Raw genomic sequence first — 20,504 nt, 5'->3', positions numbered from 1 at the left:
GGCCTATAATATTGGGGAGATGTTGTTAAATCAGCCTGTTATCTGATGAGGACAAATATGGACCCTAAGGCATCACTCACTGCACCTAACGCTATTCGTGCCATGATCCGGGCCGGAGATTACTCCGGCCCCACCAATGGTTTTGTACCTGGTTTTGCCCAATGCAATATTTTAATCCTGCCTGAAGCCAATGCGTTTGAATTTCAGACCTACTGCCAGCACAATGCTGATTGCTGTCCATTGTTGGCAAGCAGTATTTCGCCAGGCTGTTATCACCTGGATCAACTGGGTCAGGACATTGATATAAGAACAGATATTCCACGTTATCGTATACTAAAGCAAGGGCAGCTAACCGAAGAAGTCTCTGATATTACACATCTATGGCGGGATGATTTTGTTGCCTTTGCACTGGCCAGTTATCTGGCATTTGACACTGTTTTACACTCTTTTGGCATTGCCAGCCCACTTGCTAATCCGACTCACTCTTTACCAATGTACATCAGCAATATCGAAAGCCATCAGGTTGGGCCGTTTGGGGGACCAAAGGTGGTCTGCATGCGCCCTATGAATAAGCCGACATTGATCCGTGCAATTCAGGCCGGCTCTGTGAGTCGGGTACCTCACGGTATCCCGGTTCATTTTGGTGACTCCGGCGAAATAGGAGTAACCAACCTGAGTAAACCAAACTTTGGCGAGCCGCTCTGCATTAGCTCGGGTGATATACCCGTATTCTGGACTACCAGTTTAACTGCGCATCTTGCCATCACTCGGGCAGCACCAGAGTGGTGTATTATCAACAGTCCACAACATCTGCTGGTGACCGATAAGGCAGATCTCAGCCTTGTGATCAGCTGAACTTAGCTTGAGAACCCTGCTCATTTCTGTCTGTTGATGCCTAACCTTCAACCCTGATCCGTGTTAAGGTTCAGTAAAAACCAAACAAAAGAGCAACTCATGCTATTAAATTGCGATTTAGGCGAAAGCTATGGCGCCTGGAAAATGGGTCTGGACGATCAGGTTATGCCTCACATTGATCTGGCGAACATCGCCTGCGGATTTCATGCGGGCGATCCCAGTGTTATGGCAGCTACTTTGGCACTTGCCAAAACGCATAAAGTCGCTATTGGCGCTCACCCCAGCTACCCGGACCTGCAAGGGTTTGGACGCCGCTCTATGACCCTCAATGAGCATGAGCTGATCAATATCCTGCATTATCAAATTGCAGCACTAGAAGGTATGGCCCGCGTGCACGACATGACGCTGCAATACGTTAAACCACACGGTGCCCTGTACAACGACATGATGCGCGACGAAGGTATACTTGTTCAGGTGCTCAAGGCAATCTCATTGTACCCTGCGCAACTCAAACTGATGATTCTGGCGACGGCAAAGCAAGAACATCACCTGGGTCTTGCGTCACAATTTGGTGTAGAGCTGCTGTTTGAGGCCTTTGCAGACAGACTATACACAGACGAAGGACTGCTAAGTCCGCGCGCGCAGCCCAATGCAGTCCATAATGAAGCCCAACTTCTGGCGCAGGTGAAACAGCTGGTAACCCAGGGCACAGTTACGACAGCCAGCGGCCGTTCATTGCCGCTCAAAGCAGATACACTTTGTGTTCACGGTGATAATCCTGACAGCATTGCGCAAATTGTCGCCATCAAAGCACTACTTTTTCACACCTAAATAATAATTCATAAGGACAATGTTGTGATAGAAACCCCAAGACTCTTACTCAGGCCTTTGACCAATGAAGACTGGTCATTTTTCCTCTACCTGCACCAGCAGCCTCAGGTGATGCGATTTATTAAAGACCTGCCAGGGCAAGATTTTATTCGCGGCCAATTTAACCGTCGTCTGCCTCGCTGGCGAAAACAACAAAACCACTGGCTAACATTGATGATTGAAGACCGCCAATCAGGGACACCTATTGGCTTACATGGCTTTCTGTGCAACTGGGTCCCCTTCCAACAGGCAGAGCTTGGGTTTATGCTTGACCCCACACATCAGGGTAAAGGGTACGCCAAAGAGTCAACCAAAGCAGTCATTGAATTTGCTTTCAACGAGTGTGGTTACCACAAATTAACGGCAACCGTAACCGAAGGCAATGAGCCCTCTTTTAACTTACTGACCAAGTTAGGTTTTGAGCATGAAGGCACGCTTAAAGATAACTATATGCTCGGTGGAAAGTGGTGTAATGACCAAAAGCTTGGCTTGATCACGCCAAACTAAACGCAAATGACGCAGCCGGAAAAAGATGCCGGTTGCGTCGTTTTGCCAAGTTACATTAGAATGGTCCTGTCGTTACCTGTGGCGTTTGCCACAGACTTGACCAGACAAAATTGCCATGCACGTAGTAAATATGATCGTCATGTATCACGCTACGATCATCTCCTGACCAAACATAACCCTGAAGCTCTATGTCGGATTGCGGTTCAATAACACTACTGCCCATATACTGTAGCTTGGGCGTTTCACCACTGTGCACTTCGAATGCGGCTAACTCACTGCGTATATACCAAGACACGCTATTATCGCCCTCATCCTGAGTGAGCCAGCTTTCTACAGGTAATGTCATTCTGAATACGTCTTCGCTGTGTTTTACGTAGCTAAATGCATGATAGTCAAACTCCACGGGGCTATATCCGCCGGGAAATACTTTTTCCTGCAGCAAAGCCGGCGCGCCAATGTCACTGACATCGAAAAGGCTTACCTTTGCGCCTATCTGGTCATCGTTCAGCGCAACAGGGTCGATAAACCAATCCTGCACATTCTGACCAACCCCAACCAGCAGGGTGTCTGAAACCGGGTGAAGGTATGCAGAGTACCCGGGGATTTCCAATGCACCGGTTATTTTAGGATCATTTCGATCGCTGAGATCGAGCACATACAGAGGATCAACCTGGCGAAATGTCACGATATAGGCTTTATCACCAAAAAAACGCACCGCGTAGATATCTTCCTCCACCAAACCATTGTCAGAGACTTTTCCGATTGGCGTGGGTCGAGTGTCGTTGGGCAACTGGCTGATCAGTGCCAGATTATCGCCTAGCCTTTGCAGTATGTGCAGTTTGTGCACCATGCCATTTTCTTCAGTGAAGCGTGACGTTACTACACGCAGTAAATCATTGTGTTCACTAAAGCGAAGGTTTGTATTTCCACTTCCTAATCGGCCGGCAACTCTGCCTGATGCACTGTAAGTCACGGCATTTTCTGTCAGACTAAATTGATGCATAACTGTCTGGGTTGTGTCATCAAAAGTCACGTCCTCTGGATCGTAATAATAGCCGTAGAGGTAGAGATTTTTCTGTGACATATAGATCCCCTGTGTTCTACTCGCAACACAGGTTGAAGTCAGAGAGTTGGGATCGCTTAATGACACACGCGTTACAGAGGTAATTTGATGATAACCATTGAGCTCTGAAGCTTGCTCCGGCACGTAGCAGGTTGCGGGGTCTACCATTAGCCTTTGTGTTCCGGTCTTGATGTCGGTCACTTTGGGTAACAACTCGGAGATATCCGTCGCTATTATTTTCTGGTAGTTGGTCAGGTTAAGATCTTCTCCTTGTCGCTCAAAACCTTCAAAACGCGCAGTAAATTTACTAACCAAATAAAGCGAGTCACCTATAACGCGCGAGTCCACCAGCTCACCATCAAAGCGTAGCTGATGCGTAATATTACTCTGTGTGGGATCTTTAACATCAACACGTACCAGCGTAATACCTAGCTCTGCCGGATAAGGCATCACGGCTATGGAAAGGGCTCCATCAATGCCAGGCTCTACCCCGAACATGCCCCCCTCGTTACTGAGTACGACGGCGAGGTTATCTTCCTTTAAATAAAGACGTTGATTAAAATAGTAATCCCTACTGGTTATCAAGCTGGAAAGTGGCGTAAGCTCTCCCGCTTCTGTGCGTTTCAGAATGCGTACAGACTGCTGGTGCTCTCCTTCTGCCGCCTGAAAATCCGTCGTGTTGGCAATATACAAGTATTCTCCGTCATACTTGATCCGGTCACCTTCATCTACTGCTGATTCCTGTACATTGGTGGTGGAAAAAGTAGGAGATTCTCCAGAAGTTGGAGATGTGCCTGCTTCGGAGCCGTCTGCTATATTTGACGCATCTGATGTCCCCTGAGATAGATAAACACCATTTTTAAGATAAGTAGCAAAGTCCTGTGCACTGGCTTTTCGCAACTTCTTCGCACTGGCTTCACCAGTAGACAAGTCAGGCACTTTATCGGCTGGAGTTTGACCCCCCCCATTGCCCGGACCCTGGCCGGAAGAATTACCGTCGCTCCCCGAACCACAAGCACTGAGCAACGCTAACGAGAGCGCGGCTGCTGTGACTTTTAACTGATTAGAATTTAACATTGGTTATCTCCTTGGGATTAAGTATGTGCATAACCATACCTGTTTGCAAAAGAGTTGCTGTTACTCCAGCCAGTGTAAATGTTATTTAATGTAACTCTTTCTGGTAATTGGTAATTTAATTGGTAAAGTACCTCTGTGTAAAATAGGGAGCGGTGGAAAAGTGAAACGTCTGACAGGTGTGATTGGCTTAGTGTTGTTTAGTAGTATGGCTTTTGCTAACTGCGACACACAGCCTGAAAACTGTGTTGAGGTGTCACAGTGGGAAGTTTCAGTGGCAGTGGGCGCCGGTGTCGCAACAAACCCACTTAAGGACGGAGAACACTCCCCATTGATCGTATTACCTTATGTCAGCTACTACGGCGATCGCTTCTTCCTTGATAATACTGCAGTTGGTTATACATTTATCAATCAGCAATCATTCGACGTCAGTTGGATTGCAGAACTCAATTCGGAACAGGCATTTTTTTCCCGTTCCCGGCCTGGAACCCTGTTACGCTCAAATACACTTTCTCCGGACATCAGTGAGCGGGTAGACTTTCCGGAGTCCCGGATCCCTTCGAGCAATGGAGACGTATCCCCTGATGACGGTGGAAATATTAGCCTGCCTAATGAAATCAGTGGCTATATCCCAGTCATTAACAGTGACCAGACTCCAGTAAAAACCAAGCCACCGTCCTTAACCTTTGAAGATCTGGCTAAGCGAAAATGGGCAATAGACAGCGGTATACTGGCACATTGGTACATCTCTGAACAACATAAGCTGACAATACGTTTACTGCACGATATTAGAGGGATTTATAAAGGGTTTAATGGTTCCCTTGGCTATAGTTACAAATTGCCCTTTGGCCACCCCAAATATGCGCAGTTACAGCTTAAACTGGGTATAGACTACAAAGATGCCAAGTTGGGTAGCTATTACTACGGCATCACTGACAAAGATACCGATCTCACGCATTTCCACTATCACGTAGACAGTACCTTTAACCCCTACATAGGTATCGCTTATAATCATAAACTAACTGATAGCTGGCAGTTTAAATTTACCGCAAAACACCAATGGCTTGGTTCTAGCATCGCTAACAGTCCAATTATTGAGGAAGGCTATACTACGTCAGTCTTCATCGGAGGCCTTTATGCGTTCTAGTCGTCCTCCGTACGGCCTGCCTGTTGGGGTGCTTTTATGGTGCGCCGGCGCTGTACAAGCCAGTGCTGAACCGCAACCATTATTTGAGATTAAACCCATGGTATGTATGGTTAAGACACAAGGCCAAACCTGCCAAATGACCATTCGGGTAAACTGGCATCATTCTGTGCCAGAAGACCTATGCTTGTACCAGGAAAATAAGCAATTGCATTGCTGGGAAAGCAGCAATCAGGGAACCGCTAAACTGGCAGTTAAACTTGCACAAAATATGGAGTTTAGCCTGAGGGATGCAAAGCAGCATACCCTTGCCAAGAAGACAGTGAAGGTCAATGCTGTGGTAAGTACTAAGTATCGCAGGAAACTGAAAACCGATTGGAGTTTATTTTGATGACTAAAGTCATTCTGGTAGAAGACGATGAAAGACTCGCTCAACTCACTGGGCAGTTTTTACAAAGCAACAATTACGATGTCACCCTGATCCATGATGGCGCTTTAGCGCCGGAAAAAATCGTGCAAGAGCAGCCCGATGTGGTGATTCTCGACATCATGTTGCCCAACCTTGATGGCTTTGAAATATGCCGTAGGATCCGACCAGAGTACTCAGGGCCTGTCTTATTTCTAACCGCAAAGGACAGCGATTTCGATCATGTCCGAGGACTGGAGATTGGTGCGGATGACTATGTTATTAAGCCCGTTGAGCCCTATGTGCTGCTTGCTAGATTGAACGCTTTGTTGCGTCGCCAGGGAAAACAAACTGATAACACAGATACACTGACCTTAGGCCAGCTTCAAATAGATAAAGCGGCCAGAAAGACTTACCTGTGCGAACAAGAAATCGAACTGACCAGCTATGAATTTGATCTGCTTTGGGAGCTTGCCCGACACGCAGGAGAAACGCTCAGTCGCGAGCACATATACACGGAAGTGGTTGGCAGACCTTACGATGGCTTAGATCGCAGTGTCGATGTACGGATCTCCAGATTGCGTAAAAAGCTCAATGACAACCTGGAGCAACCCTACCGACTTATTACCGTTTGGGGCAAAGGCTACTTGTGTTCTAAATCTGCCTGGGAATAAAGCCAGTGCTGCGTTTGCTTGTTAGCTTGTATATTGTGGTGTTTGCCAGCATTATTGCAATTAATCAGGGCAGTGAAGCTATCTGGCGTAACTGGGTTGAGCAGGCACCTGATGACTTACGTCATGCAACGGCGGTCGCCAAGCACTATAAACAAGCATTAACACATCTAAACGAAGAAGATTTAACCTCGTTTTTCGATACTCAAACTCAGTTGGCTGTGTTTCCGTACGAAGATGTTGCCTGGTTGCCTGAGCAGCTGGCAGCACTCAAGAACGGGGAAATTATCACCTCTTTTGATGATACTGGAAACGCTCTGATTCTGTTCGTTATCAATAGTACATCGGTTGTTCAACTTGGTCCTTTTGCGCCAGCACAATCCGCGACGATAAAGCAGTACACGATTAAATTTCTGTCATTTTCCTTATTGGCACTGCTTTTGGTGCTGTGGCTCAGACCACTGTGGGTAGACTTGGTGCAATTAAAACGCACGTCGGAAAAACTCGCCTCAGGCTCTCTTGACCTTACTCCAACTCGCTCGCGGTTTTCTGCTATCTATACTCTGACCCAGCAAATTGAAAAAATGGCGCTTAAAACCGCCAGCCTGATGAATAACCAAAAGCAGCTTGTCAATGCAGTGTCTCATGAACTCAGAACGCCTCTGGCGCGGCTAAAATTTGCACTGGCCATGCTGGCACCTACAGACCCAAAGCAAGTTGCTGCCATGGAAGAGGATGTAACAGAAATGGAGGTGCTGATTGACGAGATGCTCAGTTATGCTCGGCTGGAATTTGCTAATCAACAACTACATATGCAAAAGTGCGACCTGGCCCCTCTCATCCTGGACCAACTTGACAAACTTGGGCGTACAACGGACAAACACCTTGTCACTGACATCAAGCCAGATATTCCGGTAAAATGCGATCCACATCAGTTATCCAGAGTGATACAAAACCTGCTGCAAAATGCCGACAAATATGGCCAAAGTAAAATTAAAGTCACACTGGCAATGCAACAGGGAATGGCGCAATTCACAGTTGAAGACGATGGACCGGGCATACCTGAATCAAAGCGCGAACAAGTATTTCAGCCATTTTCCAGACTGGACAAAAGCCGGAGTAAAGAAACCGGCGGATTTGGCTTGGGGCTGGCCATTGTCAGTAAAATCCTGTCCTGGCACGACACCTCCTGTCAGGTGGGCGAGTCTGATCTCGGCGGGGCCAAATTCACGCTGGCGTTGCCACTGATTGCTGACTAGCTCATTGATATTAGAATTTAACCGACCCGCGCATCGCTTTAGTCTGGCCACGTTTACTTTTACTGTCCAGACGCTTGCGCTGAGAACTGCGTGTTGGTTTAGTGGCCCTGCGCTTCTTTTCTACCTTGATGGCGGCGAGGATCAAAGTTTTCAGTCGCTCTAATGCATCCTCGCGATTCTGTTCCTGAGTGCGAAAACTCTGCGCTTTAATGATGATTACCCCCTCTTTACTGACCCTGCTGTCTTGCAAGGCCAGTAACCGCTCTTTGTAAAAAGCAGGTAAAGTTGAGCGCTTAATATCAAACCTCAAGTGAATTGCAGAGGACACCTTGTTGACATTTTGCCCACCAGCCCCCTGAGCCCGGATCGCTGTCAGTTCAATTTCCCACGCAGCCAGTTCAACATTATTTGATAGCTTTAACATAGTTACCACGATTCGCTTCTATAGCCGCTATCATAACAATTTGCGCACAGGTGAGTCTATCTCAGCTCCCCAAGGCGAGTCGTAATGGCTGGTGATACGCTGGCGGCACGACAAGCGGGTGCCAAAGTTGCAGCCTGACCGAGCAGCAGCATACACACTCCACCAATTACCAGGAATTCCACAGGTACAACGGCCAGCTCAAACCAATTACTAAATTGCACATTAAGCAGCATAGCCGCAATACATCCCAGGCCGATGCCTACTATCGTCAGAAGCGCATTCTCCAGCATAAAGTACCTGACTATGTGCTCTTTTTGTGCTCCAAGAGCTCGTCGGATACCTATTTGCCTGCGACGCCGGGTAACAGCAAAACGCGCCTGACCAAACACGCCCAATGCCGTAACCAAAGACAAGCAAACAACAACCCACAACAGTGTCATACTGGCCGAATATTCAGCCTGATAGCTTTGTTGCTTTATTTGTTCGAACGTTTGTAATTCTTCGATTTTTCTCCCATGACGACGCATAAGATAGTCAACTGTTTGTGCCATAGCCTCAGCCTGCTGGCCAGGTTCAGCACGTACCAGGTAATAAACATACTCACTGGTCTCTATTACCTGTGCAAGCACACTGTGTTCCACAACGGCCCAAAAACTCCAGGCAGCCTGCAAGGTTTTGACTACCCCTCGAACCTGTTGTGGTCGCTTGTTAATATAGATGGTCTGCCCTACAACCTGACGCCAGTCATCGGGATAAAGTGCCTGTGCGAGCGCTTGTGTGATGATGATCTCAGTTGCGACCCGAAACCCGTCTGTGTCTGCAAACAGTGGGGCCTGTGAAAAGCCTTCCCCCGCGACCAGCTCTAACCCCATCGTCTCGAGTAACGCGTTGTCGCCTCCATAATAGCCACTGAAGGTATCGTACTCACTGTCGGCCTGAGTGGCCACTTCCAGAAAACGCCCCCACCCAGTTAGTGGCACTCCCGATGTAACTGATACGGAAGTGACACTTGGTAAGTCATTTATTGCCGATAAATCTTGGTCAATATCCGCAGCCCTTGCGGTGGCTTCCGAGGGTAAATTAGTTAGCACGTAAAAGGTATGCTGTTCATCCAGCCCACTTGGACGAGATAATAAACTGTGCTTGTGCAACGCCATGTAGGCTGCATTCACTAATATCATAAACGTCAACGCGATTTGCAGCACAAATAACAGAGGAGCAGTGCGACTATAATTCCACGTTTTAATAATCGGTAACAGGTCTCTCATGATTGCCCCTTTACACACTGTTAAGCTGACTGGCGGGCTCAATACGGCTGGCACGAATAACGGGTAACAAGCCAAATAATACGCTGGCAGAAATCGCAATTAAGGGGGTTAACACCACAATAAACAGATCCATTTGCATCAAATCGCTACTCAGATGTTGATAAACCTGACTACACACCTTCAGTCCCAGCTGTGCCAGTATCAACCCTAGCGCGCCCCCAAGCGTTCCGAGCAACAGGGTTTCAATACAGAACTGATAAAACACCTGCCGTTTGCTGGCACCAACGGCGCGGCGCAAGCTTACTTCAAGCGTCTTAGTGTGAAACTTAGCCATCATCAGATTCGTACTATTCAGCAGGCAAAGTATCAAAAAACACAGTGACAGCCCCAGTGCCATATGGTTGTCCTGAGAGATGGCTTCACGCTGAGTCAGATACTCCACAGGGGTGCTCAGCTTATTGATGATTTTGCGTTGAAATCGTCCTGACGCTCGCTGTTCCTGAACATAGGAATACAGAAACTCTTCATATTCCAGGCGCTCAGAGGGCCCATTGAGCTCAACCCAAAAGTAAACCCAGACACACTCCGAGGACAAGAACGCCTCGAATGAGCTATCTTCCGGATCACGCCAACACTCAAAAGCCTGTAAATTCGATGACCATAGCTCGTTACGCACTTGCGCCTCAAAAGGAATAAACACATCTCTTGGTTTGCGAAAAGCACGCATCGCCTCGCCGTAAAACCGTGGCAGAATGGGCCAGTTGTCCAGAACAGCAACGATTCGGTACTCCAACGCTCCCAATCGAATAGATTGTCCAACTGAGTTTTGTCCGTTAAATAGTCGCTGGTTCACATCAGCACTGATAACAGCAACCAGCTCACCTTGCCTGTCCGCTTCAACTGACCAGGGACTGCCAAACCGAATTGGCGCGTTAAATGCGTTGAAAAAATCCCGACTTGTCGAACGTACCAATGCTGTTTTTGCATCAGAGTCAGCCTGCTGTGGCAACTTAAGTTGATCTCTATAACCGCTGATGGGCACATGACGTTGTGCCTGATTGGCGCGCCATAAATTTTGCATGTCCTGATAGGTAAGGTAAGGGGGAACTCGTTCTTCTTCTCCCTGGCTGTAATAGGCTTTTTGAGGGTCCCAACTATTGAGCTGAACCAGATAAAGAGAGTCGGCTTTGCCCGGCACCGGCTCTTTGTTCATCATGTAGCTGATGGTATAAGTAATCATGGTTGCGGCAATCCCCACCGCAATTGTGACCACGATTAAGGAACTTAATAGTGGAGTTTGTTTGAAGCTTATCCAGGCCAGTTTGAAATAATATCTCATCAGCATGCTTCCTCCACATATTGTTACGCTTATTAATCGCGCAGGGCTGGCGCGAACATTGTCTTATTCGCGCTCTTGATTTTACTTTTTACTGAACGACCCTCACACGTTCTGCACTATTAAACATGCGAGTGTCAGAGATAATGACGGTATCACCGACTGCCAACCCGGACAGTACCTCAACCTGACCCAGACTTTTTGAGCCAAGGCTGATTGACTTTTTCACTGCACTGCCATCATCAAGAACATAGGCATACTTACCACTGTATGCATCGACAAACTGACCACGAGGCAAATAAGTCACGCCCGATTTTTCTTCCAGTACAATTCGACTAGTCAGACGCTGATTTTGTCTGAGACCGGTAATGTCAGCTTCTTTGAAGCGTATCTTGCCTTCGACTTGTCCACGTACAATTTCAGGTGAAATGGCAGTCAATTCACCAGCATATGCCCGACCATTAAGTGTAATTTGTGCCGGCATACCCAACGCCAGGTCATCTGCATAGTTTTCAGGGATGTTGACCTCAACCTCATAGTGAGACAAATCCACGACACTCAGCAATGGCTGGTTTTTCGCAACCGAATTCTTCTGATCAACACTCAGATTGCCGACAATACCACTCACCGGAGAGCGAATTTCCAAAGATGCAACTCGTCGCTGCAGTTCATCTACCAGTACCTGCTGCGCTTGCAATTCAATTGCACGCGTCTGGATTTCAAACTTCTGACTTTCTTTTAATAAAGCCACTTCTTTGACCGCAAGGCGATGTTCTCGCTGTGCATTTTCCAGTTCATCTTTGGCTTTTTGATAGTCAATGTCGCTGACAACCTGGTTCTTTTTACCTTCTTCATTACGGCGCATTTCTCGCTTTGCTGCATTTAACGCCACCATGGCTTTGCCCAGGTAGTTTTCTTGTGCCAGGTCTTGCTTCTTCGCCTGAATTTTTTCCCGCTCTAACTGAGTGCCCAAACGCGTTAATTCAGCCTGTTCTTGTGCCAACAAGCTCTTAAGTTCAGGACTGTCTATCTGAGCCAGCGGCTGGTTAATTTCGACAGAATCTCCGGCTGTCACAAGATAAGTAACAGTCCCTTCTGCCGGGCTATATAATGTGGGCCTGCGCGCTGCAATTACCCGCCCCTGGACTGAAATATCTCTGACAAATTCACCACGGCGCACTTGTGCGACATGAATATTGTCCATTCTGACAGCGCTCTCACCACTTGCCCATGCAAGTATTTGAGGAACAATAAAATATAATGAAATAATTGCACCAGCGATGATCAGGAAATAGCGTTTATAGTTGTGTTTTTTTTCTAACTGGCTGTCCTGAGCGCTGGTATCATCGATATACTGCATCTACTACGTCCTTGAAAATAAAAAGTGTTGATCAATACCGAGTCTGAAAATAGCAAAAATCAAACTAAATGTCACCAACAATAAACATTTTATTAATATTTTCCTTGTGTGAAAATTTATTTTGGGAACATTATTTACCTTATATGGTTAATTTATACACCGAGTGTTGGACCTTAAGGTCTGGGATGTCGCAAGAAGTGCATTAGTGATGGGGTAAAGCGCGGCCTCCATGCCGCCGCAAGTGCTTGGGAATAACTGTAAATACTGCATAATCGTAATCTAACCTGGACGCCACCTCCTATTTTGCACAGTTAGGGTCAAATAATTTATCTACTTTATTAGAAATACTGTTCAGTCCTATGCGGCTCTGTTGAACTGGCGTGCTAGCAGCAGCTCACTGTCACGTAAAGCACGTTTGATCACCTGCATCATGTTCTTACCTTTGGCCCTGACAGAGACATTCGGCAATCCGGGTAACAACACTTCCACCTTACAAATCGTCAGCATACCGTGACGCTGGCAAGGCTGCTCATCCACATCTATCCGCACTTTGCGGATGTGGGCCGCATAGCGCATAAATTTGTTAGTTGCCAATCTGGAGAGTTGCGACTTAGTCGCCTCTGCAATGCGCTTTCCCGTTGCTCTGAAATTCAGTTTCATAGTGCTATCAACCTTTTGAACAAAGCCAGTCAACAAATTGAAGTTGAACTCATATTGTTGCGTCGTTGAGGTTAATCTACTAATGTATTTAAAAAGAAAAAAGCTGATAAATTCTTAGCAAAACGTCGAATATTACGAATGATTACGAACATAAATTATAACCACCTGTACTATTTCTGGCAGGTAAGCCGTCATGGCAGTATTGCTGCGGCAAGTAAGATACTGCACCTGACACCTCAGACCATCAGTGCTCAGATCACCAGTCTTGAGCAACGGCTTGGCAAACAGCTGTTTTTAAGAGAAGGACGAGGGCTGAGACTGACCGAATACGGGCAACTAACACAGCAGTATGCAGATGACATGTTCGCCATTGCCGAGGAGTGGCTGGAAACGACCAAAGGTGATCTTGCATCGATTAACCGAACGCTGAAAGTGGGTATTTCAGATGCTCTGCCAAAGTCACTGGTATCAAAGTGGCTCGCGCCTTTGATTGACAATGAACGGATTTCAAATCTCCACTGTATTGATGGGCAACAAGCCGAGTTGCTGGCGCAAATGGCCACACATAAACTGGATCTGGTGCTGGCAGACAAGCCGTTAGATGGCGATACCCCATTTAAACTCTTTTGCCATGAGATAGGGAAAAGTCAGATCGGCTTTTATGGCGCGAAACACACTCAGGCCATAAGCAGCGATAACTTTCCAGCCGCACTTGCCGAGACACCCATTATTTTACCTGCGAAGAACAGCCCGGTGACCAGTGCAATTCAGTACTGGCTCAATGAGCAAAAAATCGAGATTTCGGTTGCTGGACATGTAGATGACAGTGCACTAATGAAAGCGCTTGGCCAACAAGGTTTTGGTGTTTTCCCAGCACCTTTGTCTGTACGTGACGAAATTGAACGTCACTACGATGTGAGTTTTATCGGCGCAATCGCCAACGTTTACCAGAACTATTATGCCTTCACACCAGACAGGCTCATCAAAGATTCTATTTACTCGGAGTTTGTTCAGCATGCCCGGGGGATTGACGATAGCAAGGAATTGACGTGAATAAACCTAAAATAGCCATTCACTATTGTGTCCTGTGTCAGTGGTTGCTGCGCAGTGGCTGGCTTGCCCAGGAGCTGTTATCTACCTTCTCTGACGAGCTGGCAGAGGTCGCACTGGTTCCGGCCAGTAAGGGAGTCTTTAAAATTTATTACAATGACACCTTGATTTGGTGTCGCGAGCGCGATGGCGGATTTCCTGAAGCAAAAATATTAAAACGTCGGGTACGAGACCAGCTTGATCCTGAGCGTTCAATGGGCCACATTGATACTTAGGTTATCCTGACTCCGACGCCTTAATGGGGTGTTTAATCCGCTTACCGGCAGATTTAATTTCACGGAGTAGCGATGTTTTAATACCGCTTGATATTAAAGCTTAAAGCGTTCAACTAACTGGGTTAGCCTGGCCGCAAAGCCGCTCAGTGACTCGCTGTCTTCGGCCATAAACCCCATTTCCTGAGAGTTACGAGAAGCTGTTTCCTGCACCTCTTTCATCAGGTCTGCAATACGCTCACAGTGTTCAGCCTGATGATTTGCAGCATCCAAAACCTGCTCACTCAACACCGTCGCCTGCTCAATCGCGTCACTGACTTGTGACATATTACTTGCCAGAACTTCACTTTGCTCTGCGCACTCCTGTACATCTTGTTGTCCGCTTTGAATTAAAGTCGCAGTCGAGTGGGTATCAGCTTGTAATGTCGCAATCATTTTATTGATTTCCTGAGTCGCATTTTGTGTGCGAATGGCCAGCTGTCTCACTTCATCTGCCACCACCGCAAAGCCCCTTCCCTGCTCACCTGCTCTGGCTGCCTCAATTGCAGCATTGAGCGCCAATAAATTCGTTTGCTCAGCGATAGCGACAATGGTGTCCAGGATTTGGCCAATACTCTCGCTGTGACTTCTTAATCCGTCCATCGCACTGACCGACTCAGCCATCCTGCTATTCAGAGACATAATCTTCTGCTTGTTTTGCACGACACTTTGCGCTGTTTCATGGTTCAACGACTGGGCCCGCTTAAGCCCGGCTACGCCATGATCAGACTGTTCTGAAACATCAACGGCACTGCGGGCAATATTCGATGCAATACTGAGCGCATTGCCGGTACGCTCTACCTGGGCCGTCGCTCGACTGGTGAGTGTCTGACTGCGTTCCAAAGATGTGCCAGCGAGACCCTTTAATTCATGTACCTGAGTGTCTATCTCTTCAAGTAAGCCACTCAGATTTTGTTTTACCTGATTAATGTTGTCAGTCAGCGTGCCAAACTCATCATCCTGACGCTTAACTATTTGTCGTGAAAAATCGCCACTCGCAATGTATCTGAGCATCTTGTTTACAGCAGCCAGCGGCGTCAACATAGCGCGGCTGGTGGAAATGGCAATCCCGATTGCAAGCGCTGCAAATACTAATACTAATAGTACGGCCGCATTTTTAGCCTGCTCGATAATCAGATCGGACTCCTGCTGATATAGATCAAACTGGCTTTGTGCATGACTTTGAATGCTGTCAATCTGAGAAAACAGCGCCTGAAATGCTTGCTCTGCTTGCTGGTAGCTCTGTATCGCCATTTTTTGCCCTTCATGACGACGGGCCAGAGCCTGATACAAAATCCCCGGTGATTTTAGCTGCTGAGTTATTTTACCCCATGCTGGCTCAAACTGCTGGAACAGAGGTTCTACTGGCAACCCGGCAGACTGGCGTTTTAGATAAGTAAAGTTGTCACTGATGTTGTCTACTATAAAACCGACATCTTCACGATGAGTAGCAAGGCTGTCAGGCCCAATCTGTGCAAGCGATTGCACATTATTCTCCAGTGTAAACAACAAGTCATCTATCCTGATCCCAGTGCCAGCTACCTCATCTCTTAACCGGCTATCGGATGTTTCAACCAGTTCAATATCCAACATAGCCGAGCCTGCTATGTTCCTTTGCTTAAAGAATTCTGCCACCCCTTGCTGAATATGGGTTGTCGCCTGAAACTGACTCAGTCGTGCTGTAAATAGAGACTCTGATATTTGCTGTAACTCTAAGCGGATCCGATTTACTTCTCGCAAAGGTTGTGTCAGCCGTTGATTGTCTTCAGCACGCGCTTCTAAGTCAGCCAGTAACAATTGAGCCCTATCTTCTGCCTGACTAAATGCCGACTTTACTTGCCTGACACTACTTTCATCGTCCGCACTGTAGGTTTTTGAAACCAGGTTGCGAATTCTTAGCTGTTGTTGCTGAAATTGTTCTGCGGCATGCAAGATAGGCTGGGCGGTATCGGTTACTTTGTGATTGGCATGCTGAATTTCCAGCAGTGCCCAATATGCAAGCCCACAGGCAATGACCAGCAACATACCAATGCCCCCGAAGCCCAGGGTAATTTTGTGTTTAATGGAAAGCCGCAACGGCAACATGGCTATACCTTCCTCTGCTGCCGTCTCCTTTTTCCAGGCGGCAACGCTAAATAATCAAGTTGTTTAATAAAATGTATAACACAAACATAGGAGAAATTGTTGTATTTAGAAACAAAATAACTGATTTTCGTTGCGAAATCACACCAATTCGCGTTACCTGACTACTTGTTGGCATCTTTGCGTATTTGCTCAAGCAAGTCTTCGTCTCCAATCATGCGTTGCATCAGATTGTATACTTGACTGTCGATATCATTGTTGTAGAGCTTCAATATGTCGTTGGCCAGTTGCCGTTTTAAACCCGGATACTGTTCGTCATTGGCTTGATAGTATTGCGCCATCAGACCTTCCGCAGCCGTTGCGCGCATGTAATCGTTACTTTCCTTTTCGACAATATCAAGTAGAGAGCGGGCGATACGCCCGTCTACGACCGGTGTTTGTGCTACCACGTCTAATGCCTGAACGCGCAATTTATCGTCGTACTGACCGCGACTGATTTTGATAACTGCATCTACAGTATCGTAGCTCATAGTGTCCATTTGCGTACGATTAAGTACATACATATTCATCTGCAACTGACCCATAGCGGACAGACGATCAATCACAGGTAAACTCTCATCCAGTACCTTTTGTTGTAACTGTTTAGACAGTTTATCTGCGTACTCAGGGTCAGTCTTTAGGCGCATTTCATAATCATCAGGCAGGTCTTCGTAAAAACCATAGACGGGATTGCTTTCGCGATGTTCAGCTCTCTCTTGCTGCTCTTTCTCCTCCAGGATAGCTAATACCGATTCTTCAAGAGATTGAGCGGCCCCTGGCGCTGAAAACGCGCGATTCTCCAGCTCCAACACACGCTCCTGCAAATAGCGTACTTGTTCTTTCAACTGCTGAATGTGCTGCTGACCTTGTTCAAATGCTTCCGCTCGGTCAGCTGTCAACAGCTCGTTTTGCGGCGTAAGTTGTTCCCGTTCTCCTGATAAGGACAGCTGCGTGAGGCCTTGCTCTGGCGATTGAGTAAAGTGGCTGTAGAGCGCAATGCACAGCGCACTGATTGAAAAAGTAAACGACAGTGTGGTTTTTAATTGTGACATATATTTCCTCTCAAGCCTCGCAATCTACACAAAAAGCATTGCATTTGCATCGAGAATACTGTTAAAAGTTGTACCTCCACAAAACAGGTCGGCAAAGTAACAAGGATTCAGGATGGTAGCCCGCTGGAACACGATCAACATAAGTGCCTTAATCATCGCATTGGCAATGCTCGACCTGCTTTTAACCCTGCTCGGCGTTTGGTCTGTACAAGGAGAAACACGCGTTTGGGTTGTGAGTTTCGAGGCGCTGACTTTGCTCTTACTACTGTCCAACTGCTTAATAATAAGACAATCAATCTATCAACATCAATACGCTAGCAGTTGTCGACTATTTGCAAATATGGCCGTTTTATCCATTTTGTTTTGTCTGGCCGGCGACCTGGTTAATTTCAACCTGACACAAAGTTACTTTCAACACGGCACAGTAGTAAAACATGATTACCTGGCAGATTCTGTGTGGTTTTTTATGCCCGGCTATCTGTTCTTATTTTTGGCGTGCTGGCGTTTGTTGAACTACTCGGGTGTTCATGTGGTTTACTTTATGCTTGCAGCGCTGATCACTGCACTACTGGCATTGTGCAGTTACCTGTCTATGCACCTGCCTGGCAGTGGCTGGTATGTTACGCTCCTAACCGGTAGCTACGCCGTGTTTATTGCTCAGGCCGCCCTGCTGGGTTTTTGCCTGTTGATCCGTTCCAACCTGCCAAAAGTGCCCAGATTCAGCCTGGCGTTTGGTATGATTCTCGCTACATTGGCCGACGCACTCATCGGACAATTTTGGATTTTTGGCAACGAGGGGCAAGGTTACTATCCACAGATCAGAGCAATTAATTGGGTACTTTATATCACTTCACAGGCTATCGTTATTCATTTGCCCACCATTGCACTGGCACAGGCTCACAGTTCAAGCCGTACCTGCGCAGCAGATGCGGGTTTTGCAAAATAATAGCCCTGAATATAGTCACATTTTTGCTCCAAAAGAAAGGCCAGCTGCTGCTCTGTTTCGACCCCTTCTGCCACCACTTTTAAACGCATATTGTGAGCCAGGCTGATAATGGCCCGCACCACCATTTCGCACTTTTCATCTTCTCCCAGCTTGCGAACAAACTCGCGATCTATTTTAAGTGTGTCGATTGGCAGATGTACCAGATAACTAAACGATGAATAACCCGTGCCAAAGTCATCTATCGCTACGGCAATCCCCAGGCGTTGAAAGGCATTAAGAATTTCAATTGCCTGTTGGGGGTTTTGTATCATCATCCCTTCCGTTACCTCTACTTCGATGGCATCAGCCGGTAGCTGATACTTTTGCAGCAAATAAAATACCATTTCGGGCAACTCCTCTCGCTGCAGTTGCTCCATCGACAAATTAACCGCAATGCAGGGCGGGTTGAGCATTTCGGTTCGCCATTTTTTTGCCTGCAAGCAGGCCTGTTCAACAACCCACTCACCTACTTTATTGATCAGCCCCATTTCCTCCAGCTTGGGAATAAAAACATCCGGACCCACCCGATTGCCGTCGGCGGGAAACCAGCGTAGCAGAGCTTCTACCTTGTTGACTTTGTTATTTGCAATGTCCCACTGCGGCTGATAGTGCAACTCAAACTCCTGGTGCTCGATGGCCGCCCGTAGCTTTTGTTCCAGCTCAAGAGATTCCAAAGCTTGCAAATGCAGTTCTTCGGTGAAGAACTGAAAGTTCTGTCCTCCCTGCTTTTTAGCCCGATACATTGCCAGTTCAACGGCTCTGAGTACACTGACGCTGTCTTCACCTGCACCTGGGAAACGTGCTATACCAATGCTCGGGCCAATGTAAATTTCGTTACCCCGAATATGGTAAGCACCCGATAAATGACTGAGCAAATGCTCAGCAAGTACAGCCTCGTTTCTGACATGCTGCTCAATAAAATTCTCCAGCAGAATCACAAATTCATCGCCGCCTATCCGAGCAACAATATCACCATCACTGACCGTTTTTACAATCCGGTGGCCCACTTCCTGAAGTAAAATATCACCCACCTCATGACCAAACTGGTCGTTGATCTGCTTAAAATGGTCTAAATCGAGATGCAAAAGTGAAAATTCCCGACCATGCCTGAGGCTACGTTTAATCGCCTGCTGCAAGTGCTTTTCGAAAGTACTGCGATTGACCAGACCTGTCAGAGTATCAAACTGAGATAAACGACTCAGCTGCTCTTCAATACTGCGCTTTTGGCTAATATCCTGAAATGCGATAACCACACCAAACAAAGTATTGTTTTCATAGATGGGCGTGGCAATAAACTCAGCTGGAAACATGCGTTTTTCGTTATCCTTGAATAACCCGTATGAATCCCGGTAGGTATACCCCTTGGTACAGTGCTCAAATATTTTGCAATTTTCCCAGTTTGCAATCCCAGCAAGCGATGTAGATAAACAGATGAACTCCGCAATATCAGCGCCCACCAACATATTTTCATTTAAGCCCAGTATTTTTTCGGTCGCCGGATTGGTATAAGTGATACGACCCTGTGTATCGACTCCTAAGATCCCCTCACCAATCGACTTTAATAACAGACGGTTTTTGTTTTCAAGTTCCTGAATATCATGAAAAGATTGTAAAAGCTTCGTTCTTTGCTGTTCCAGTTCAAGAAAAACCTGCACTTTGCTGTATAAGGTGTGGGCATTGATGGGTTTAAACAAATAATCGACCGCCCCCACCTCATACCCCTTAAACTCCAGCGCTTCGGTATGATCTGCGGCAGTGATAAAGATAATTGGCGTATGCTTGGTCTCATCATTCATGCGCAGCAAAGCGGCCGTTTCAAATCCATCAATGCCTGGCATCATCACATCCAGCAGAATAACCGCATACTTGTGCCGTAATACCAGCGACAATACCTCATGACCCGACTCGGCAGAATGAAAATTGGCACGCATATCTGCAAGGATTTTTTTCACCACTCGATGGTTTTCGGGCCTGTCATCAACAATTAAAATCGTTGGTTTGGTGCAATCGTCTTTATGCACCTGATTTCGCTTCAGTGCTTCCATAAATCATCCTGGTTTGTTTCATTCCAGCTTCTTTAAGCTTAGT

19 protein-coding genes are annotated in these 20,504 nt (G+C 46.8%); 10 read left to right on the top strand and 9 right to left on the bottom strand.

What is annotated here, in order from left to right; genetic code table 11:
• The first annotated feature begins 57 nt into the window (after window positions 1–57).
• The 3 genes from ACXAH1_RS08655 (at window position 58) to ACXAH1_RS08645 (ending at window position 2,232) form a co-directional block, all read left to right on the top strand.
• Window positions 58–855 carry a D-glutamate cyclase family protein gene (locus ACXAH1_RS08655; RefSeq protein ID WP_475195987.1) on the top strand — a complete coding sequence of 266 codons (798 nt, stop codon included), beginning with the start codon at window positions 58–60 and terminating at the stop codon, window positions 853–855.
• A 99-nt stretch (window positions 856–954) separates the two neighbouring features.
• On the top strand, window positions 955–1,686 hold the full coding sequence (locus ACXAH1_RS08650; RefSeq protein ID WP_475195985.1) for a 5-oxoprolinase subunit PxpA: 732 nt from the start codon (window positions 955–957) through the stop codon (window positions 1,684–1,686).
• Between the two features lie 24 nt (window positions 1,687–1,710).
• Window positions 1,711–2,232: a GNAT family N-acetyltransferase gene (locus tag ACXAH1_RS08645; RefSeq protein ID WP_475195982.1), complete on the top strand. Its 522-nt coding sequence runs from the start codon at window positions 1,711–1,713 to the stop codon at window positions 2,230–2,232.
• Between the two features lie 55 nt (window positions 2,233–2,287).
• Here the strand turns inward: ACXAH1_RS08645 and ACXAH1_RS08640 are convergent, their stop codons facing one another.
• A complete protein-coding gene (locus ACXAH1_RS08640) occupies window positions 2,288–4,372 on the bottom strand; it encodes a beta-propeller domain-containing protein (RefSeq protein WP_475195979.1) in 2,085 nt (694 codons plus the stop codon).
• A gap of 160 nt (window positions 4,373–4,532) precedes the next feature.
• On the opposite strand from ACXAH1_RS08640, the gene ACXAH1_RS08635 reads away from it, so the two are divergent.
• The 4 genes from ACXAH1_RS08635 to ACXAH1_RS08620 are packed head-to-tail and all read left to right on the top strand — an operon-like array spanning window position 4,533 to window position 7,849.
• Window positions 4,533–5,516, top strand: coding sequence for a MipA/OmpV family protein (locus ACXAH1_RS08635; RefSeq protein ID WP_475195976.1), 984 nt, complete (start codon window positions 4,533–4,535; stop codon window positions 5,514–5,516).
• A complete protein-coding gene (locus ACXAH1_RS08630) occupies window positions 5,506–5,904 on the top strand; it encodes a DUF3019 domain-containing protein (RefSeq protein ID WP_475195974.1) in 399 nt (132 codons plus the stop codon). Before ACXAH1_RS08635 ends, ACXAH1_RS08630 begins: the two co-directional genes overlap by 11 nt.
• Window positions 5,904–6,593 carry a response regulator gene (locus ACXAH1_RS08625; protein WP_475195971.1) on the top strand — a complete coding sequence of 230 codons (690 nt, stop codon included), beginning with the start codon at window positions 5,904–5,906 and terminating at the stop codon, window positions 6,591–6,593. Before ACXAH1_RS08630 ends, ACXAH1_RS08625 begins: the two co-directional genes overlap by 1 nt.
• A 5-nt stretch (window positions 6,594–6,598) precedes the next feature.
• Window positions 6,599–7,849, top strand: coding sequence for an ATP-binding protein (locus tag ACXAH1_RS08620; protein WP_253050105.1), 1,251 nt, complete (start codon window positions 6,599–6,601; stop codon window positions 7,847–7,849).
• A 10-nt stretch (window positions 7,850–7,859) separates the two neighbouring features.
• Here the strand turns inward: ACXAH1_RS08620 and arfB are convergent, their stop codons facing one another.
• The 5 genes from arfB to ACXAH1_RS08595 form a co-directional block, all read right to left on the bottom strand.
• On the bottom strand, window positions 7,860–8,273 hold the full coding sequence (gene arfB / locus ACXAH1_RS08615) for an alternative ribosome rescue aminoacyl-tRNA hydrolase ArfB (protein ID WP_253050102.1): 414 nt from the start codon (window positions 8,271–8,273) through the stop codon (window positions 7,860–7,862).
• A gap of 56 nt (window positions 8,274–8,329) precedes the next feature.
• Entirely contained in the window at window positions 8,330–9,541 is a 1,212-nt protein-coding gene (locus ACXAH1_RS08610) for an FtsX-like permease family protein (protein ID WP_475195967.1), read from the bottom strand.
• A 10-nt stretch (window positions 9,542–9,551) separates the two neighbouring features.
• Window positions 9,552–10,880 carry an ABC transporter permease gene (locus ACXAH1_RS08605; protein WP_475195965.1) on the bottom strand — a complete coding sequence of 443 codons (1,329 nt, stop codon included), beginning with the start codon at window positions 10,878–10,880 and terminating at the stop codon, window positions 9,552–9,554.
• An 88-nt stretch (window positions 10,881–10,968) separates the two neighbouring features.
• Complete coding sequence (locus ACXAH1_RS08600) at window positions 10,969–12,237, bottom strand: efflux RND transporter periplasmic adaptor subunit (RefSeq protein ID WP_475195962.1); 1,269 nt, start codon at window positions 12,235–12,237, stop codon at window positions 10,969–10,971.
• Between the two features lie 357 nt (window positions 12,238–12,594).
• Window positions 12,595–12,897, bottom strand: a complete 303-nt coding sequence (locus ACXAH1_RS08595) for a hypothetical protein (RefSeq protein WP_138544918.1) — start codon at window positions 12,895–12,897, stop codon at window positions 12,595–12,597.
• Between the two features lie 138 nt (window positions 12,898–13,035).
• On the opposite strand from ACXAH1_RS08595, the gene nhaR reads away from it, so the two are divergent.
• Together nhaR and ACXAH1_RS08585 are read left to right on the top strand one after the other, a co-directional pair.
• Window positions 13,036–13,950, top strand: coding sequence for a transcriptional activator NhaR (gene nhaR, locus ACXAH1_RS08590; RefSeq protein WP_253050091.1), 915 nt, complete (start codon window positions 13,036–13,038; stop codon window positions 13,948–13,950).
• Window positions 13,947–14,222 carry an Rdx family protein gene (locus ACXAH1_RS08585; protein WP_138551187.1) on the top strand — a complete coding sequence of 92 codons (276 nt, stop codon included), beginning with the start codon at window positions 13,947–13,949 and terminating at the stop codon, window positions 14,220–14,222. Before nhaR ends, ACXAH1_RS08585 begins: the two co-directional genes overlap by 4 nt.
• Before the next feature lie 93 nt (window positions 14,223–14,315).
• Here ACXAH1_RS08585 and ACXAH1_RS08580 read toward each other — a convergent pair whose 3' ends face one another.
• A complete protein-coding gene (locus tag ACXAH1_RS08580) occupies window positions 14,316–16,343 on the bottom strand; it encodes a methyl-accepting chemotaxis protein (RefSeq protein WP_475195953.1) in 2,028 nt (675 codons plus the stop codon).
• A gap of 161 nt (window positions 16,344–16,504) precedes the next feature.
• Complete coding sequence (locus tag ACXAH1_RS08575; RefSeq protein WP_475195951.1) at window positions 16,505–17,431, bottom strand: hypothetical protein; 927 nt, start codon at window positions 17,429–17,431, stop codon at window positions 16,505–16,507.
• A gap of 112 nt (window positions 17,432–17,543) precedes the next feature.
• Here ACXAH1_RS08575 and ACXAH1_RS08570 point away from each other — a divergent pair, with 112 nt between their 5' ends.
• Window positions 17,544–18,377, top strand: a complete 834-nt coding sequence (locus ACXAH1_RS08570; protein ID WP_475195949.1) for a hypothetical protein — start codon at window positions 17,544–17,546, stop codon at window positions 18,375–18,377.
• On the opposite strand, the gene ACXAH1_RS08565 is transcribed toward ACXAH1_RS08570, so the two are convergent.
• Window positions 18,329–20,461: an EAL domain-containing protein gene (locus ACXAH1_RS08565; RefSeq protein WP_475195947.1), complete on the bottom strand. Its 2,133-nt coding sequence runs from the start codon at window positions 20,459–20,461 to the stop codon at window positions 18,329–18,331. The two genes, ACXAH1_RS08570 and ACXAH1_RS08565, sit on opposite strands and share 49 nt — an antisense overlap.
• Window positions 20,462–20,504 lie beyond the last annotated feature (43 nt).

The sequence above is a fragment of the Pseudoalteromonas sp. AWH4_217 genome (assembly GCF_056161105.1).
The sequence above is the reverse complement of the archived record's forward strand: the minus strand, read 5'-3'. Positions and strand labels throughout refer to the sequence as shown.

Coding starts and splice junctions, on each gene's coding strand:
- ACXAH1_RS08655 (WP_475195987.1), top strand. CDS start 58: ATGGACCCTAAGGCATCACTCACTGCACCTAACGCTATTCGTGCCATG.
- ACXAH1_RS08650 (WP_475195985.1), top strand. CDS start 955: ATGCTATTAAATTGCGATTTAGGCGAAAGCTATGGCGCCTGGAAAATG.
- ACXAH1_RS08640 (WP_475195979.1), bottom strand. CDS start 4,372: ATGTTAAATTCTAATCAGTTAAAAGTCACAGCAGCCGCGCTCTCGTTA.
- ACXAH1_RS08630 (WP_475195974.1), top strand. CDS start 5,506: ATGCGTTCTAGTCGTCCTCCGTACGGCCTGCCTGTTGGGGTGCTTTTA.
- ACXAH1_RS08625 (WP_475195971.1), top strand. CDS start 5,904: ATGACTAAAGTCATTCTGGTAGAAGACGATGAAAGACTCGCTCAACTC.
- arfB (WP_253050102.1), bottom strand. CDS start 8,273: ATGTTAAAGCTATCAAATAATGTTGAACTGGCTGCGTGGGAAATTGAA.
- ACXAH1_RS08610 (WP_475195967.1), bottom strand. CDS start 9,541: ATGAGAGACCTGTTACCGATTATTAAAACGTGGAATTATAGTCGCACT.
- ACXAH1_RS08605 (WP_475195965.1), bottom strand. CDS start 10,880: ATGAGATATTATTTCAAACTGGCCTGGATAAGCTTCAAACAAACTCCA.
- ACXAH1_RS08600 (WP_475195962.1), bottom strand. CDS start 12,237: ATGCAGTATATCGATGATACCAGCGCTCAGGACAGCCAGTTAGAAAAA.
- ACXAH1_RS08595 (WP_138544918.1), bottom strand. CDS start 12,897: ATGAAACTGAATTTCAGAGCAACGGGAAAGCGCATTGCAGAGGCGACT.
- nhaR (WP_253050091.1), top strand. CDS start 13,036: ATGATTACGAACATAAATTATAACCACCTGTACTATTTCTGGCAGGTA.
- ACXAH1_RS08580 (WP_475195953.1), bottom strand. CDS start 16,343: ATGTTGCCGTTGCGGCTTTCCATTAAACACAAAATTACCCTGGGCTTC.
- ACXAH1_RS08575 (WP_475195951.1), bottom strand. CDS start 17,431: ATGTCACAATTAAAAACCACACTGTCGTTTACTTTTTCAATCAGTGCG.
- ACXAH1_RS08570 (WP_475195949.1), top strand. CDS start 17,544: ATGGTAGCCCGCTGGAACACGATCAACATAAGTGCCTTAATCATCGCA.
- ACXAH1_RS08565 (WP_475195947.1), bottom strand. CDS start 20,461: ATGGAAGCACTGAAGCGAAATCAGGTGCATAAAGACGATTGCACCAAA.